The sequence below is a fragment of the Stenotrophomonas sp. RIT309 genome, assembly GCF_000632045.1.
Taxonomy (GTDB): Bacteria; Pseudomonadota; Gammaproteobacteria; order Xanthomonadales; family Xanthomonadaceae; genus Stenotrophomonas; species Stenotrophomonas indicatrix.
The window spans coordinates 39275-56468 of sequence record NZ_JFYS01000008.1; the positions used below are offsets into that span (position 1 = coordinate 39275).

15 protein-coding genes are annotated in these 17194 nt (G+C 61.8%); 9 read left to right on the top strand and 6 right to left on the bottom strand.

Features of this window, described 5'->3' with window-relative positions; genetic code table 11:
- Positions 1–105: 105 nt before the first annotated feature.
- A complete protein-coding gene (locus BW38_RS21925; RefSeq protein ID WP_161763232.1) occupies positions 106–270 on the bottom strand; it encodes a hypothetical protein in 165 nt (54 codons plus the stop codon).
- 267 nt (positions 271–537) lie between these two features.
- Between BW38_RS21925 and BW38_RS14460 the strand changes: the two genes are divergently transcribed.
- The 4 genes from BW38_RS14460 (at position 538) to BW38_RS21190 (ending at position 4782) form a co-directional block, all read left to right on the top strand.
- Positions 538–1758 (top strand): S1 family peptidase, encoded by a 1221-nt coding sequence (locus BW38_RS14460; RefSeq protein ID WP_051584944.1) that lies wholly within the window; start codon positions 538–540, stop codon positions 1756–1758.
- Positions 1759–2162: 404 nt separating this feature from the next.
- The gene (locus BW38_RS14455; RefSeq protein WP_200867498.1) at positions 2163–2384 is read left to right on the top strand and encodes a hypothetical protein; all 222 of its coding nucleotides are present in this window, start codon (positions 2163–2165) and stop codon (positions 2382–2384) included.
- A gap of 478 nt (positions 2385–2862) precedes the next feature.
- Positions 2863–3231 (top strand): hypothetical protein, encoded by a 369-nt coding sequence (locus BW38_RS14450; protein ID WP_032975586.1) that lies wholly within the window; start codon positions 2863–2865, stop codon positions 3229–3231.
- Between the two features lie 636 nt (positions 3232–3867).
- Positions 3868–4782, top strand: coding sequence for an HNH endonuclease signature motif containing protein (locus BW38_RS21190; RefSeq protein ID WP_051584946.1), 915 nt, complete (start codon positions 3868–3870; stop codon positions 4780–4782).
- A gap of 292 nt (positions 4783–5074) precedes the next feature.
- Here BW38_RS21190 and BW38_RS21425 read toward each other — a convergent pair whose 3' ends face one another.
- Positions 5075–7648, bottom strand: a complete 2574-nt coding sequence (locus BW38_RS21425) for a toll/interleukin-1 receptor domain-containing protein (protein WP_152543290.1) — start codon at positions 7646–7648, stop codon at positions 5075–5077.
- Positions 7649–7731: 83 nt separating this feature from the next.
- The gene (aceE, locus tag BW38_RS14445; RefSeq protein WP_032975588.1) at positions 7732–10419 is read right to left on the bottom strand and encodes a pyruvate dehydrogenase (acetyl-transferring), homodimeric type; all 2688 of its coding nucleotides are present in this window, start codon (positions 10417–10419) and stop codon (positions 7732–7734) included.
- A 637-nt stretch (positions 10420–11056) separates the two neighbouring features.
- Between aceE and BW38_RS14440 the strand changes: the two genes are divergently transcribed.
- Complete coding sequence (locus BW38_RS14440) at positions 11057–11617, top strand: PadR family transcriptional regulator (RefSeq protein WP_032975590.1); 561 nt, start codon at positions 11057–11059, stop codon at positions 11615–11617.
- A 59-nt stretch (positions 11618–11676) separates the two neighbouring features.
- Positions 11677–12474, top strand: a complete 798-nt coding sequence (locus tag BW38_RS14435; protein WP_032975591.1) for a siderophore-interacting protein — start codon at positions 11677–11679, stop codon at positions 12472–12474.
- A 73-nt stretch (positions 12475–12547) separates the two neighbouring features.
- On the opposite strand, the gene BW38_RS14430 is transcribed toward BW38_RS14435, so the two are convergent.
- On the bottom strand, positions 12548–13381 hold the full coding sequence (locus tag BW38_RS14430) for a hypothetical protein (RefSeq protein ID WP_032975592.1): 834 nt from the start codon (positions 13379–13381) through the stop codon (positions 12548–12550).
- A gap of 259 nt (positions 13382–13640) precedes the next feature.
- On the opposite strand from BW38_RS14430, the gene BW38_RS14425 reads away from it, so the two are divergent.
- On the top strand, positions 13641–14042 hold the full coding sequence (locus tag BW38_RS14425) for a hypothetical protein (RefSeq protein WP_032975593.1): 402 nt from the start codon (positions 13641–13643) through the stop codon (positions 14040–14042).
- 285 nt (positions 14043–14327) lie between these two features.
- Here BW38_RS14425 and BW38_RS0120580 read toward each other — a convergent pair whose 3' ends face one another.
- Positions 14328–15038 carry a YceI family protein gene (locus tag BW38_RS0120580; RefSeq protein ID WP_025878214.1) on the bottom strand — a complete coding sequence of 237 codons (711 nt, stop codon included), beginning with the start codon at positions 15036–15038 and terminating at the stop codon, positions 14328–14330.
- Between the two features lie 85 nt (positions 15039–15123).
- Complete coding sequence (locus BW38_RS14420; RefSeq protein ID WP_025878215.1) at positions 15124–15714, bottom strand: malonic semialdehyde reductase; 591 nt, start codon at positions 15712–15714, stop codon at positions 15124–15126.
- Positions 15715–15836: 122 nt separating this feature from the next.
- Here BW38_RS14420 and BW38_RS14415 point away from each other — a divergent pair, with 122 nt between their 5' ends.
- Positions 15837–16796 carry a mitochondrial fission ELM1 family protein gene (locus BW38_RS14415; RefSeq protein ID WP_032975594.1) on the top strand — a complete coding sequence of 320 codons (960 nt, stop codon included), beginning with the start codon at positions 15837–15839 and terminating at the stop codon, positions 16794–16796.
- Positions 16797–16947: 151 nt separating this feature from the next.
- Positions 16948–17166, top strand: a complete 219-nt coding sequence (locus tag BW38_RS14410) for a hypothetical protein (protein WP_032975596.1) — start codon at positions 16948–16950, stop codon at positions 17164–17166.
- The last annotated feature ends 28 nt before the right edge of the window (positions 17167–17194 follow it).

Here is a 17194-nt window from a genome sequence, read left to right on the forward strand (position 1 = left end):
CAATTCCGGCAGCGGTGCAAGCAGCCGCACGCTCACCTGGTAACGGCCAGGCGGCAGATCACGCGCTGCGGCAAACACCAGTTGCGCGCATCGTTCACCACGGATCTAAAGTCCCGCGGCCTCCTGTGACAGAGTGTCTGCGTCACCCACCCAGCCGCCGGAAACCCGGCCATCGGCAGGAAGGGGTACATAGCTGCCGCCGCCACCGGGCAGCATCACCACCTGCTTCAGCGGCACGCCTGCCGCATCGTTTGCCTGCAGGCGCTTCATGACCACCTCGGCCTGCGGTCCATCCTGAAGTCATTCGCCTGCGGCCAGCAGGCATCTCCCCATAATGGCCGCAAGAATCTGAATGTCCTGCTGCACGCGCTGGCCCTCCAACTGCTGCTCCTTGAACTGTGTTACCAAGACCGGGTGCGCAATCAGAAGCCGCTATGAGAACTCGAGCACAGCTGGAGCAAGCGCATGCGGATATGCTCGGCTCTCAATCAAGGATCTACGTCGCACGAAGGCAATCACCATCTCAAGGAGTTTGATATGCAATGGAAACAGCTGGCTTCCGCCGCCGCGATCTTCATCTTCTACGGAACTGTCCAGGCCCAGATGCCTCCAGCCGATTCGGATGCAGAGAAGGAAATGGAGACGCTTGTCCATAGCTACATGAGTCGGCACGCCGGCGTATCAGTCGATGCAGCAATTACTCGGCTAGCCGTTCAAGGTGAGCTTAACCCAGCCATGGACGACTTGAGCAAGGAGTTTGCGGACCGCCTGTCCGCCATTTCACTGAGGCATGCGCCCGATCAGCACATTTTTGTAGAGTTGACCGGTATGGACCCGGTAGCGAATCGGGTCGTAAAGACGGAAAGCGGAACCACCCGGGTGGTGTTCGAGGTTGGAAACGCACACACGGAGAAGGATTTTTTCCAGATACTTGAGCGAAACACCCCCCTCATCTACAGCTTGATTCCCGGCGTTACGGGAATCTCAGGCTTCCCAGGTGACAATCGCGTGCTCATCCGGATCGAAGGCAATGCGGAATTCGCGAGCAGCCTCAAGATCCATGTGCGAAAGCTGGAGCGGGCCACTGGTCTCAAGATCGACATTGAGCCCAATAGTCCCAAGGCACGCAATGCCGCCTATGTAGTTGGCGGTGCAGTACTTCAAAGTAACAACTCCTGGTGCACGAGCGGCTTTTCCGTGAAGCACACGGCTACAGGTCGAAGAGGCATCATCACCGCTGGACACTGCCCCAACGATCTCATTTATGGGAACTACGCCACCGGTGCGGGCAAGTACACCCTGCCTCTCACTTACGTGGATGGCATCGAGGATGCCAGTCACGACCTGCAGTGGCACACAGTGGGCTCCCACACACCGTTGAGAGAGGTCTACGGCACATCCACGGTCGATTCCAGTAGGCGAGCGATCACGCTCATGTGGGGGACTGCGAAGGTGGGCCAGGATATCTGCTTCCGCGGAGTAAGGAGCGGGTACAGTTGCGGCGTAGTTGAGGAAAACACATACAATCCCGGAATCGCTTGTGGCCCTGGCGAGAATCTTCCATGTGCCGCTGCCTGGATAAGAATCACTGGCTCTCAGTTGGCATGCGGAGAAGGCGACAGTGGAGCTGCCATTTTCCAAGGAAACAGTGGATACGGAATTGTCGCAAAAGCCAACTCTGACTCGCCAATAAAGGGACAATGTAAAAGCCTTGTGGCGATGCCTTGGAGAGCCATCTCCGTGCTTGGGCTTGAATGATCAGACTGATCAATGGCCCGCCCTTCCTCAGTGGCGGGCCTTCTTGGCGTTCGGGTTTCACCGGCGTGGCTTTGGCCGCCAGGCCCGCGGTCCAGGTGCTTGGGAATAGCCAACGGTCGCTACTGCGACGAGCAGCACTACGCGCGCAGATGGTGACAACAGAAGCCGTTCGGCAGAGCATGGGGCTGGTGGCAGCGATTGAACGATACCAAGCATGCGAGCAAGCCATGGCGGGACCACAGATGGAAGGTGGCGGCAGCGGGCTCCTTCGCCTTTGATGCAGCGGGGTTAGCGGCTGGCCGCCGTGAAGTTCCAGCAATTGATCAACGCCGACAACGCGTCGCGTTCCATGAGACCCACCGCAGCCATCCTTCTGCTCCTGCCCTTCCTGCCGGAGGATGCCCATGACCAAGATCGACGCCGAATGGCTGGAAGCCTTCGACAAGGAGCTCCTCCGCCTGTTTGCCATCGACCATGGCGATGCCGGCATGGATGAGTACCTGCTGGGCTGCTACGCAGACCTACCGCCGCGCGAGGCGGCGCTGGCGTTCGGCAGCGACTACGACCTGGAGCGCGACGATGCGCTGTGGCCACGGCCGGGATTGGCGCCGCAAAGCGAGCGGTGACGCATTCGCCACTCTTTGCACTGCGGCCCTGCTAGCGATCTGTCGCAATTGGGACAGCACCACACCGAAACCGTGCAGCGTGATGCCCGTACGAGTGACGGCTTAACATCGCTCGAAAGCCCTGCGCCGCAGGAGATGTGCCGCTTCCGTGCTATGCGACAATGCCGTAAGCGTCAGCATTTGCAGCCTCAGTAAGCTGCGACTTCTTGGCATTTGGCATCTGTGCGGGTACACCTTGGCATGCCACCGAAAAAGGGTGGCGCGGGTGTCGAAAGCCCGTTCAGTAACCATGTGTTTTACGCTTGTCAGCCGGCGTCACCTCTGCGTGGCGCCGGCTGGCAATCCGTTCGCGTTCCATGGCGGGCGGTGCGTGGGGGTCTTCGGACCCACCGGCTTGGTTACTGTCCGGCTTTCGAACCACGCATCGTCCGCCGCCTCTATCGGTGGCGCTGCTGTCTGTCCCGTACGGAGCATTGCCATGAACGCATCGGAATTCCGTCCCCTGCACGCGCAGTACGATCCGGCCAACGCTGAGCCGGAGCACGAACTGTCCGCCGCCCCCAACGCCTTCGTCACCACGCTGCGGCGCATTGGCACCGGTGCGGGTTCAGATGGCCAGCCTTGGCCGGAGCGACATCAACTGCCTGGGCGCTGTCTGGAACTGGCGGACGCGGACTGCGCTCTGGCTGGCCTGCGTGTGGTGCAGGAAGTGTTGCTGGCAGCGGAGCGCACGCGGCAGAACGGAGCGCCGGAGGAGTACCTGGGGGACCGGGTGATGGAAGGGCTGATGATGGCGTGCGTGGGGTTGACTGCGCAGGTGATTGAGCGCTTGCAGGTGCGTGGGTAGTGAGGACCTCGACGATTCCCTTGAGAATCGGCTTACACGATCAGAGACGCGGCTCGGCGCTTCAAAAGCGGCATGATCCCCTCGGTGTCGTGCACCCGACATTCCGATGAGGCCCCTAACGATGGTTGGTTATGCGGTGGGAATTTTTCTATGCCTAGCTGCAAGCCGGGCATATCTGCCGCACGCCACATCGGCTCTCAAAATCTACCCAAGGCTCACTGAATCGGAGTATGCGCTGATGCAGAAAGAGGCCGAAGGCTTGGCGGAGAGCTTGGCTTGCCTAGGCGCCACCATCGAACGTCGTGATCCTAGCAAGAACTTCTTTGAGCTTAGCGTCGGTGGCGACCCAATCCTGCTCGTGGACAACTCGGGATCAGAGCTCCTCGTGTTCACCCCGTCTGGAGATGGGAGCTCAATCGACCTGCGTCATCGGAAGCGCCGATGGGGCCGCTCTGGAGTGAGCAATAGGACGTTGAGCCCAGCTGAAATTACCTGCCGCCGCACCTACTCGCGACAAGCCCTACCGTCGTCGGTCGCCTTTGATCCGATGGTGGGTCTAAAGCGTCAATCGATGTCACAACCAACCTTGTTCTGGCTAGAATCCTGGGTACTTAGCTTCTGGAACAGGGATCTAGAATGGAACTCCCATTCGACGTGGGCGCGCTCTACAATCGTAAAGAGCAAATCCATGCGGTGTTCGGCGGGCAACAGCAAGGCGGCATTTCGACACCCAAGGAGCATCCGCTTGTCATCGCGTTCACTGGCGAGGCCGGCGTGTCCCATGGCTACCATGATTTCTGGGACGACGACGAATTCTTTCATTACTTCGGCGAGGGTCAAGTCGGAGACATGAAGTATGTGGCGGGCAACCGAGCGATTGGTGAGCACGTCAAGGATGGCAAGACGCTCGTAGTGTTTCAGATGATGGGCAAGGGGCGGCCCTACCGTTACCTTGGTAGGTTCATGTGTCAGTCCTCCTACGTCCAACCTGGTACGCCAGATCGAGAGGGGCAGCCAAGGTCTGCGATCGTGTTCCGCTTGAGATCACTGGAAGCTTCACTGGGTCTCGCGGCGAGCGAGAAGGACCAAGCTGAGATCGATGCTGCTATCGATGACGTCGGCGCGACCAGCGCAAGACGCGAAACTGAAGTGCGAACGAAGCAACGCCTGTTCCGTGAGCGCGTGATTGGCGTTGAGAAGGGTTGCCGGTTGACCGGCATTGAGGACCTGAGATTTCTTCGCGCGAGCCATATCAAGCCATGGGCCGATAGTACTCACAGCGAGCGCGTTGATGGAGAGAACGGCCTTCTGCTGGCTCCGCATGCGGACCTGCTGTTTGATAGAGGATGGATTAGCTTTTCATCGAACGGCCGCCTACTCATTTCGAACAGTCTGCCGTCAGAAGTACAACTTCGATTCGGCCTGAACTTGAGTCGCCCGCTTCGATGTGGACTCTTCTCACTGAGGCAACTCAGCTTCATAGAGTTTCATCGAGACGTCGTCTTTGATAGGGGGATGAGGCGTCCCTCGACGTCCCGTAAGCCCGACTAATTTGCGGGACAATGGGGATTTCGTAGTGCTGTTATCCATCGACACCGTGAAATGCACTCTGTCCTACATAGATACTAGCCCATCAAGTGCTAACTTTTGTCATTCTTCGTTGTAGCTGCCTGCACAGCGGAGGACATGCTGCAGTGCCGCAAGGCAGGTGCATGGCACCTGGCGTGGGAAATAATTCCGTTATGCACGCATTTGTCAGCGGAGACGAACTCAGAAAGGGCTAAAGGAAGGGCGGAAGACACTCGCTCCCGCCCAAAATTCAAACACCATAAGAAGGCAAGCGCTATCCACGACCATTTATAAATTCAGTTACTTCTTTGGATTTATTTCCTGGCTTCCTCGCAATTTCAAAGACAAGGGACCTTTTCAAATCTTCGGCCGGCTTCACGGCCAATTGCCTTTTAGCAAACCTGAATTCAGATACCGCTTCATCCAGACGACCAGACTGTGCAAGTGCGAGAACTCGAATCAACCTTTCATTCCAGTCATCCTGAATTGCCTCATCGCGCTCCTCGCTCTTGCTTGTCTTTATATTATCTAGAGCAGTAATCGCCGCTCGCGCATCACCCGTCGATCGCAAGTACTCAGCCTGTACTACCCGATACCATGGGGTCCCCAATGACTGATCTAGAATTTTCTTCGCTTCTGCACTATTTCTCTGTGCGAGAAGGAATGACACCTGCCGCTTGGGACTGAATGACTGCCGTTCTCTTTCATCAGATATCTGAAGCCTTGACAGCAGGTCGGATATCTCCTTTTCGAGACTATAGTCTGACGGGCTATCCCTAAATCTGTCTATTAGGCAAGCTGACAAAATATCCAGAACATAGGGGTTACTTGGCGCTATCTTGAGCGCACGACGAGCATATATCTCCGCCTCTGAGGCCAGGCCCTGACCGAGGAGCGCGGCAGCCAACTCTCTCAGCACATGGAAATCCCCGCCGCCCCCTCTCTTCATCGCGACTTTGAGGTGGATTTCTGCGTCCTTAAACTCCCCCGACAATCTCGCCTCAAACCCCTTAATAAACGAAGCGAGCTTCTTGGGCTTGTCACCGTCAATCTTCGAAAGCTCACTCAAACTTTGATCACGGAGATCCTGGCGACGTCTACGCACTCCCACCAATCCGATTAACCTCAATACTTCAACAACTCCATCATCACTTAGCGCAATTTTGTTTTCGTACGCACTTACCGCACGTGTCGCTGCGTCGTTGAAGTTGCGTTCGTCGTAAAGCCTCCTTGCGACTCGGAGCTGTTGAGCCGCGAGCAATGGCCTACTAACAAGAATACTCTTAAAATCGCCATCCTCCCTGATTGCTGCAGCGATCGGGGCTCGGAGTGCCAGATAAGATCCACCCGTCAGCGATTCAGCCTGAGCGATTATCTCGATCAACCTCTTTCTAACTGGGACCAGAATTTCTGAAAGATCCCGTTGATTTTTCCATCGCCTCATGACAAGCCTCAAGTGCGAAGCCACTTGAAGCTGAGACCCAACCTCTTCAATCAGACCGAAATCAAGAAGTCTCGCCAATTGATCAACAACTGCGTCTCCTCCATTAACACTAAATCCAAACAGTACATCTTCACGAGGAGCTCCTCCCACTTCATCAAGCAAAAGGAGGATTGCCTTCTCAATCGAATCAAGACCAACATTTGATATGGCCTTTTCAACATACTCTTCAACAGCGGACTTGGACTCAACTGATGACAGATCTATTTTGAATCGACTTGCACCAGTTGCCTTTATTAGTTTTGCAGAGATTTCGATTAACCCAGGATGCCCACCCACGAATGAGATTACGGAGTTAGTTAAATCGCCATCTATTTTTACATCAAAATCCTCACACAATAGCGAAAGCAGGAGGCGAGCATTTTTTTCCTGCAAACTTCCAACTCTGGAGTAAGGAATATCCGGAATGTCGAGAAGCCCCCTCGGACTCGGGCTTCTAACGGTTGTAATTATCAGGACGGGGTAACTGGTCTTCGCAGCTCTTACAAGAGACAACAACCAGGGAACGACTCGTCCATCCGCGGATATCAAGTCGTCGGACGACTGAAGAACCACAACCTGCTTACTCTTTTCGGCACATTCCAAAAGATGCACGAGTTTCGAGAATCGCTCGGACTCACCCGCAGAAACGAAAGACTCGATCTTCTGGGCGGCATCCTCCCAGCCCCACTCTGCATCAAAGTGTTCTGCAAGGCGCTCGTACAGGGCGACTTCGCCTTCAAAAGCGGCGATCTCCAACTGTATCCATGACGTGGGTAGAAATGGATAGAGGTCTTGGTAGACACGCGTTAGGAGTCGCTTTCTACCAATGCCAGCGGGTCCGGAGACTAATACTGACGATGGACGACTTGCGGAAAGATCCCGAAGTGAGTCCTTAATCCTAGCCACCTCGTCATCCCGCCCTATAAACCTCGAAACATGGCTGGCATCTGCTGTCGATAGCAAAGACCGAATGCGGAAGCCGACGAGCTTGGGGACCATGAGCGTCTGAACAACGAAAGGGCGAAGCCATACGTCAAGCCGTTCCCTCAGCGAATCACCCATCATAAATATTGCAACGCTCTTTATCTCTCCAGAGAAATAGAGATGCCTCGCATACCTAATCTCGGTTTGAACCCACTTACTCTTTAGAGAATTTTCGGAAAGAAACAGAACAAACAAATCCGAATTTTGTAGCGCCTGAATTATTTCGTCCGCCGACTCTCCTGCGGGCTCAAATGTTCTTTCATCGTAGTGGCACAACGCGCTACCGAGGCTATCCGCCACCTTCGATACGAATGCCTTGTCCATACTACTGTGCGACAAGAATGCTTTTGACACCAGGCCCCCCTGCAAGCTCGCTTCCATGAACCCCGATCGTATCAGCACTCTTAATACAAAATAAAGGCGGCCATATGGCCGCCTTTATATGTGAATCAGGGAATGGGGGCTTAGACCCCAACAGGATTAGCCTTCTCCGGATCAATCTTGTACTGCTTGATCGCCCGGGCCACATCCTTAGCCGTCATCTTCCCGTCCTTCGCCAGCGCCGCAATCGCGGCATGCGCGATGTAGTAACGGTCAACCTCGAAGAACCTACGCAGGTTCGCACGCGTATCCGAACGGCCGAAACCATCGGTACCCAGCACCGTGTAGCTCATCGGCACGAACGCGCGGATCTGGTCCGCATACGCGCGCACGTAGTCGGTGGCGGCAATCGCCGGGCCCTGGCGGCCTTCCAGCAGCTCGGTCACGTAGGCCTTGCGCTGCTCACCTTCCGGATGCAGGCGGTTGGCACGTTCCACGTCGAAACCATCGCGACGCAGTTCGTTGAAGCTCGGGCAGCTCCAGATGTCGGCGGTCACGCCGAAGTCCTTGTCCAGCAGCTCGGCCGCGGCAATGGCTTCGCGCAGGATGGTGCCCGAACCCAGCAGCTGCACGCGCAGCTCGCCCTTCTTCGGCTTGCCGGCGTCGGTCAGCAGGTACATGCCCTTGACGATGCCTTCGGCCGCACCTTCCGGCATTTCTGGATGGGTGTAGTTCTCGTTCATCAGGGTGACGTAGTAGTACTCGTCAATCTGATCTTCCATCATCGCCTTGGTGCCGTGCTGCAGGATCACCGTCACTTCGAAGCCGAAGGTCGGGTCGTAGCTGCGCACGTTCGGAATGCCACCGGCCACCAGATGGCTGAAGCCATCTTCGTGCTGCAGGCCTTCACCGTTCAGCGTGGTGCGGCCGGCGGTACCACCCAGCAGGAAGCCGCGGGTACGCATGTCCGCTGCCTGCCAGGCGATGTCGCCCACGCGCTGGAAGCCGAACATCGAGTAGTAGATGTAGAACGGCAGCATCGGCACGTTGCTGACCGAGTAGCTGGTACCGGCGGCCATCCACGAGCTGATCGCACCCGGCTCGCTGATGCCCTGCTGCAGCACCTGGCCGCTCTGGTCTTCGCGGTAGAACATCAGCTGGTCGGCGTCGACCGGCTTGTACTTCTGGCCGAACGGCGCGTAGATGCCGATCTGGCGGAACAGGCCTTCCATGCCGAAGGTACGGGCTTCGTCGGCCACGATCGGCACGATATGCGGGCCCAGTTCCTTGTCGCGCAGGGTGATGTTCAGGCTCTGCACGAAGGCCATGGTGGTGGAGTAGCTGCGCTCGCCGCTGCTCTTGAGCAGGCGCTCGTAGCTTTCCAGCTTCGGCGCGTTGAAGCTCTTTTCGGCCTTGCGGCGGCGCTGCGGCAGGTAACCACCCAGCGACGCACGGCGTTCCTGCAGGTACTGCACTTCCGGCGAATCCGGGCCCGGGTGGTAGAACGGCACCTGGCCGTCGGCCAGCTGCGCGTCGGTCACCGGAATGTTGAAGCGGTCGCGGAAGTGGCGCACCGCTTCGTCGTCCAGCTTCTTGGTCTGGTGGGTCGGGTTCAGTGCTTCACCGGCGCTGCCCATGCCGTAACCCTTCACGGTCTTGGCCAGGATCACGGTCGGCATGCCCTTGGTGTTCACGGCCTGGTGATAGGCGGCGTACACCTTGTGCGGGTCGTGGCCACCACGGTTCAGGCGCCAGATGTCGTCGTCGGAAAGACCGGCCACCATCGCAGCGGTTTCCGGGTACTTGCCGAAGAAATGCTCGCGGGTATACGCGCCGCCGAAGGCCTTGCAGTTCTGGTATTCGCCGTCGACGGTTTCCATCATCAGCTTCTTCAGGACGCCGTTGGTGTCCTTGGCCAGCAGGGCATCCCAGTAGCCACCCCACAGCAGCTTGATGACATTCCAGCCGCCGCCACGGAACACGCCTTCCAGTTCCTGGATGATCTTGCCGTTGCCGCGCACCGGGCCGTCCAGGCGCTGCAGGTTGCAGTTCACCACGAAGATCAGGTTGTCCAGGCCTTCACGGCCGGCCAGCGCGATGGCACCCAGGGTTTCCGGCTCGTCGCTCTCGCCGTCGCCGATGAAGCACCACACCTTGCGGTCGGACTTCTCGATCAGGCCACGGTTTTCCAGGTAGCGCATGAACTGCGCCTGGTAGATGGCGGCCAGCGGGCCCAGGCCCATCGACACGGTCGGGGTCTGCCAGTACTCCGGCATCAGCCACGGGTGCGGGTACGACGACAGGCCGCCGCCGTCCACTTCCATGCGGAACTTGTCCAGCTGCTCTTCGCTGATGCGGCCTTCCAGGAAGGAACGCGCGTAGATGCCCGGGGCGCTGTGGCCCTGGATGAACAGCAGGTCGCCTGGATGGTTTTCGCTGGGGGCGCGCCAGAAGTGGTTGAAGCCCACGTCGTACAGCGTTGCGCCGGAGGCGAACGAGGCGATGTGGCCGCCCAGGTCACCCGGCTTGCGGTTGGCGCGCACCACGGTGGCCATCGCGTTCCAGCGGATGATCGAACGGATGCGCCATTCCAGTTCGGCGTTGCCCGGGCTCTTGGCCTCCAGCTGCGGCTCGATGGTGTTGACGTATTCGGTAGTGGGAGAGAACGGCAGATAGGCACCCGAACGACGGGTCAGTTCCACCATGCCTTCCAGCAGCTGATGCGCGCGCTCGGGGCCCTCGACATCAATAACGGCCTTCAACGACTCGATCCACTCCTGGGTTTCCACAGGATTCGGGTCGTTGTTCAGCACCTCGTTCAACCAGTTCATTAGCGCTCCCATTACCGCACGCACGCGCGCGACTGTTGATAGATTTCTAGACCGCAAAGTGTAGCGCACCAAGGGCTTTCGTCACTTGGCTACGCTGGCGTATGGATGCAGGCCACCCATGTCTGCAAGGCCTGTCCCGGGACGTCCACCGGCGGGACAAAGCGCTGCGGCAGGCCGCTGTGGCTGCCTGCAAGGGCTGCGCCAGCTGTCGCTTGCGGCCTGCTGCGCCCATGCGCAGGACGCAGTGTTACCGCCATGGATGACCGTTGTGGGGCAAGGCGGGCGCCATGTCGGCGTTGTCTGACGGGGCGCCGCTGAACCCGCGACAACGTGTCGCGCGCGCCTCTCGACGCGGACGAGGCAGCTGCGCACGGTTGGCCGCGAGCAGGCCCCTTCCCGCGGTTCGCCGCTCGTCTGCTGCGCCCCTGCCCGGGGCGGAAACCCGCAGTGCCGTTGCGTGGCCCGATACGGATGTCAGGCCGCGCAACGGTGGCTTGCGCTGCGCGCATCTTTCCCCTGCATCCCTTGCGCCACCTGGCTGCGTGGCCCGATCCGGCAAGTGTTGTGGCCGGAATCCTGCTTGCCGCGCTTGGCCTATCGATATATCGTTTGCAATACACGTTACCGATATATCGAAATGGGCCGATCCCCCTCACCCCGCAGCCGCACCGACGATGGCGCGGTACCCCGCCGCAACGGCCAGCCACGCGTGCTCAGCCGCGGCGACCTGCGCCTGTTGGTGCTGGCGCTGATCGGCGAACAGCCGCGCCACGGCTACGAGCTGATGCAGCACATCAGCACCATGTTCATGCAGGCCTATACCCCCAGCGCCGGCACCATGTACCCGCTGTTGGCCAGCTTCGAGCAGGCCGGCTGGGTGGCGTCGGAAGAGGTGGACGGCCGCCGTGTGTTCCGCATCACTGCCGCCGGCGAGTTCGAGCTGAAGGTGCAGCGCAGCCAGGTGCGATTGGCGCAGCGGCGCGCATTCGACCGCGCCCGCGAGATCACCAAGGCCTCGCTGCCGGCGCCGCTGGCCGCTGCGCTGCGCGAGTTCAAGCGGGCGCTGGTGCACCACCACGGGCGCTGGGCCGACGGTGAAGCCGAGCAGGTGGCGGCCCTGCTGTCGCGTGCCTCGGCGCTGATCAACGGCCAGGGCGACAACGCGCCTTCTCCCTTTTCAACGACCCAGCCAGACTGATTCCAGCCAGGTCTCCCCCATGCCGCGCGCCCCCGCGCGACCTTCCAACAGGTACCCCCATGACCGAACATCACAACTCGCGCCTGCGCCTGGATGTGCGCTTCCGTGAACTGACGGTGCTGCGCACCGAGACTGTCACCCCGCACATGCGCCGCATCGTGCTGGGCGGCGACGACCTGGCCGGCTTCGATTCGCCCGGCGCCGACGACCACATCAAGCTGTTCTTCCCCAACGTCAGCGGCGAGATGGTGCTGCCGGTGCTGACTGCCGAGGGCCGCAGCTACCCCGAGGGCAAGCAGCCTTCGCCGGCACGCGACTACACCCCGCGCTGGTGGGACCACGAAACCGGTGAGCTGGCCATCGACTTCGTGCTGCACGACCAAGGCGTTGCCGGGCCGTGGGCCGAGCGCGCACAGGCCGGCGACATGCTGGTGATCGGCGGCCCACGCGGCTCGTTCGTGGTGGCCGACAGCTATGACGCCTACGTGCTGATTGGCGATGAGACCGCGCTGCCGGCCATCGCCCGCTGGCTGGACGTGCTGCCCGAAGGTGCGCAGGTGCAGGCCTACATCGAGGTGGCCGACGAGGACGAGCGCCAGGACCTGCCGCAGTACGAGAACGTGCGTATCCACTGGCTGGAACGCAACGGGCTCCCGGCCGCCAGCAGCACGCTGCTGGAAGACATGCTGACCGACTTCGAGGTGCCCGATGGCGATACGTTCTACTGGATCGCCACCGAATCGCGCCGCGCGCGGATGATGCGCAAGTTCATCGAAGGCCACCTGGGCGTGCCGCGCGACTGGATCCGCTCGACCGGTTACTGGAAGGCGCACCCGGACGAACAGGACGGCGATTGACCGCAAAACGGTAGGTGCGGACCGTTGGTCCGCACGCTCTTCTACGGGTAGTGCCGGCCGCTGGCCGGCAACCTCATGAACCTTCGGCAGCATCCTGCAATTGCCGGCCAGCGGCCGGCACTACCAACCGGGGCGCAGCCCCACCCTTCCAGCCGAACCGATGCGCGGCCCAGATCTCCAGCGCCAGCAGCAGCGCGATGATCGCCAGCGGCAGCAGCAACCCCAGGTACACACCCGGCATCATGCCGTTGATCTGCGCCTTCACCAGGCGCAGCACGCCGCGCGTATGCAGCAGCTCATCCATGCGCATGGTCAGCGCCTCACGCACCATCTTCGGCTCCAGGCCAACAGTGCCGGCCTTGTCGATCAGCGTGTCTTCCACCATCGCGCGCAGCAACCCGGCGCGCACCTTGCCGATCACCCAACCCACGCCGCGCGCCATCGGCCCGTCACCGAGCCGCTCCAGGCTTGGCAGTGGATGCTCGCGCAGGTAGATCGCGGCAAGCGAATCGGCAACGTCACCCACCGTGCCCTGGCTCTGCAGCGCGGCACGCATGCGTTCGTCTTCCAGCGAGGCGGTGAAGCCACTGCTCCACCCTTCCACCATCGTCTGCAGGTGCGGCTGGAAGTGGTCGAGCTGCTTGAACAGCGCGCGATGCGCGCCGGCGGTGAAGCCCAGTTGCAGGCCGAAGAACGCGACAAGCAACGGCAGCAGCACCACATACGAGGCCAGCAGCCCGTGGTGCCAACGCCGCTGCCGCCGCAGCCAACCGCGTCGATGCAGCCCGCGCCAGGCGAAGATGCCCAGCACCAGCCCCAACAGCGTGCCCAGCACGCTGCCGCCGATCAGATCGAGCACGCTCAGGCCGGTCCAGAATTCGCCAAGCCAGTACTGCGCTTCCTGCATGGTGTTGCCTTCCGTGGTTCAGTGCGGCCGCCATGGTAACCGCGACCCGATGCTCGGCTGCTCTCTGCCGCCGGCAGATGCAGACTGTTGGACAGCCGGCGGGTGCAGACCGTCGGCCAGCCGCTGGGTGCGGACCGTCGGTCAGCTGGTGGGTGCAGACCGTTGGTCCGCACGCCCCACGCAGTCGCCCGCCAGCGGCCGGCACGACCCGGCAAGCAATGCGACAATCGCACTCCTTTCCTGCAGCAACGAGGCCCACATGGCCAAACTGACCCTGGCCAGCGTGGACACGCTGCGTACCCGCTTCACTGATGATGCCGCCTGCGATGCAGCGCTGTCCGCCTTTGCCGACCCGGCTGCGGCGCGCGCACCGCTGCGTGAGCTGGTCGAGGCACAGCACCGCTATCTGCAGGCCGAGCACGAAGTGGCACAGGTGGCCGACATCCTGCGCCGCGACCAGAAGTACGCGCCGGTCGGTCGCCCGTCGGTGCATATTGTGCAGTTGCGCAAGCAGCAGGCAACGACCAAGCAGGCCGCGCTGATCGCCCGCCAGGTGGTAGCGCAGGCGGCGCAGACGTTCGTGCGTGCGAGCGGGTTGGTGGTGAAGGCCAAGCAGAGCCCGAGCGAAGCGTCGGCGGCGTGGCTGGGTACGCTGCGCTGAGCGCCCGTACCCGGTAGTGGCCAACCTTGGTTGGCCTGCGGAGTGCTCGTGCGCCAACCGAGGTTGGCACCTACCGGGTAGTGCCGGCCGCTGGCCGGCAACCTCGGTGTAGTTGGATGCGTGCAGTTGCCGGCCAGCGGCCGGCACTACCAGACGATCGGGCGACCGGATGATTCGACAATCGGCCAATCAGGCAATCGAGCGACCCGTCCAGGACATCGCCAAAAAAGAAGGCCCGCCTTTCAGCGGGCCTTCTGCCTTCTCACGACGAGTGAGCGGGAGGGATCAAGCCGCCGGCTTCTCGCCGGTGGCTTCGGTGGTGATGCGGATCTTCACTTCATCGCTGACGTTCGGGGCGTAGGCGCCGACGCCGAAATCGCTGCGCTTGATCGTGGTGGTGGCATCGAAGCCAGCGGCCGGAACCTTGGCCATCGGGTGCTCGCCGCCGCCGTTGACGGTGACGTCCAGGGTCACCGGCTTGGTGATGTCCTTGATGGTCAGGTCGCCGGTGACGGTCAGCTTGTTGGTGCCGGCCGATTCAACCTTGGTGCTCTTGAAGCTGGCAGCCGGGAACTTGGCAGCGTCGAAGAAATCGGCGCTCTTCAGGTGCTCGTCGAACTTGGCGGTGAAGCTGTTCAGGCCGCTCAGCGGCAGCTTCACTTCCACGGTGGACTTGGTGACGTCGGTGGCGTCGTACACCAGGGTGCCTTCGGCGTTGCCGAAGTGCGCGCTCGGGTTGGAGAAGCCGAAGTGGCTCCACTGCGCCAGCACGTCGGTGTGGGTCGGGTCGAGCTTGTAGGTGCCCGAGGCGATGGTGATGGCGGCAGCGGCCGGGGCGGCAGCAGCGGCATCGGCGGCCGGGGTGGTGGCAGCCTGTTCGGTGGCGGCCGGGGCAGCAGCATCGGCCGCCGGGGCGGCGGTGTCGGCCGGCTTGGAGCAGGCGGCGATGGCCAGGGTCAGGGCCAGCGGCAGCAGCAGTTTACGGGTGGCGCTCATCTCAGGAACTCTCCGGATCGTAGGGTGGGAACACAGTGCAGCAATGGCCCACCACGGCGGGCGGGCCCGAAACCGATACAGCGACTTACGCGATGCGCGCCGCTTCGTCGAAGGACAGGCGCGGCAGACGGGGGAACAGGCCCGAATCGTCACCGTACCCCAGGTTGACCAGGAAATTCGACTTGATGCTGGTGCCGGCGAAGAAGGCTTCATCGACCTTGGCGTTGTCGAAGCCGGACATCGGGCCGGCATCCAGGCCCAGCGCGCGTGCGGCCAGGATCAGGTAAGCGCCCTGCAGGCTGCCGTTGCGGAACGCGCCTTCATGGCGGCCTTCGCGCGGGCCGTCGAACCAGGCCTTGGCGTCGGTGTGCGGGAACAGGTACGGCAGCTTCTCGTGGAAGTCCTGGTCGAAGGCCACGATGACGGTGACCGGGGCAGCCAGGGTCTTGTTGTGGTTGCCTTCGGACAGGGCCGGGGCCAGCTTGGCCTTGGCTTCGGCCGACTTCACGAACACGAAGCGCGCCGGGCTGCCGTTGGCGGCGGTCGGGCCCCACTTCAGCAGGTCGTACAGGGCGTGCAGCTGGGCGTCTTCGACCGGCTTGTCGAGGAAGGCGTTCTGGGTACGGGCAGTGCGGAACAACTGGTCCAGTGCAGCAGCGTCGAGCGCGTGGGACATCGGTGGATCTCCAGGGCGGCTAAGGTCTGTGCCCGCGGGCGGCGCGGGGCGAAACGTCGATCCGCAGTGTAGAGTGTCGCGACTGTTGCAACACCCAGCAGGGCTGAAACGAATTAATGCCAATGGTGAAACGATCGAGCGCGCCTTGGACGGTCACCGACGGCCGTGCCGGCAATGTCCGGCAGGCGGTCGCGCTGGCCTCGGCGCTGCGCCAGGGCACCCACCGCCCCCTGATCCTGCAGCCCCGGGCGCCATGGCGCTGGCTGGCACCGCGGCGCTTGCCCGGTGATGTACACGGCTACGGCCAAGCCCTGGCAACCCTCGCCGCCGATGCGCCCGCGCTGGCGATCGGCTGTGGCCGCCAGGCTGCCGGCGCGCTGCGCGTACTGCGTGCGCGCGGCAGCCAGGTGGTGCAGATCCTCGACCCGCGCATCGGCTCGCGTCACTGGGACGTGGTGGTGGTGCCCGAACATGACGCGCTGCGCGGCAGCAACGTGCTGACCCTGATCGGCAGCCTGAACCCGGTGGACGATGACTGGCTGGCCTGGGGTCGCGCGGCGTTCGCCAGCTTCAGCACCCTGCCCGGCCCGCGCACTGCGCTGCTGGTGGGCGGCCCGACGCCGCTGGCGCCGTGGGACGAAACCGCGATGGTGCATGTATTCCAGGCGCTGGCCGAGCAGATCCGCAGCGAGGGCGGCAGCCTGCTGGCGACGACGTCGCGGCGCACGCCGCCAGCCCTGGCCGAGATCCTGCGCGCGAAGTTCGCCGATCTGCCGCATGTGATCTGGGGCGATGGCGGCGATGGCGTGAACCCGTATGCCGGCCTGCTCGGCTGGGCCAACCGCGTGGTGGTGTCGCCCGATTCGGTGAACCTGTTGTCCGAGGCCAGCGCCACCCGCATGCCGGTGATGGTGGCCCTGGCCGATACCGCACAGGGACGGTTGGCGCGCTTCCAGCAGCAGCTGCGCGAACGCGGGCGCCTGCAGCCGCGTTGGCTGGACTGGCAGTACGACCGCATCGAACCGCTGCGCGAAACCACGCGGATTGCCGCCGAGGTCAAAGCGCGCCTGGCATCACCGTAGTGCCGGCCGCTGGCCGGCAACCAGGTGCACGTGGCCGAAGATCATGGGGTTGCCGGGCAACGGCCGGCACGACCCCCTCCAGCGTTTTTTGAACATTTCGATCCCGCAGCGCGGTTAGAGTCCAGCCTCCCCCTCGGACTGGACGTCCCCCATGCGTACCCTGCTTCTGCTGCCGCTGGCCCTGCTGGCCGCCTGCTCCACCACCCCTACCGAACTGGACCCGCTCTCGCACGCCTGCCAGCAGCAACTGGATGCCTACCGCGAGCAGCCGGCCCTGCGCAATCCGCGCAACGAGCGCCCGCCGCTGCCGATCGCGCCAATCAGCGATGCCTGCGACAAGGAACTGCGGCGCAAGGGCGTGGAGCGCTGATTCCAGCGATGCGGGTATGATCGGCGCG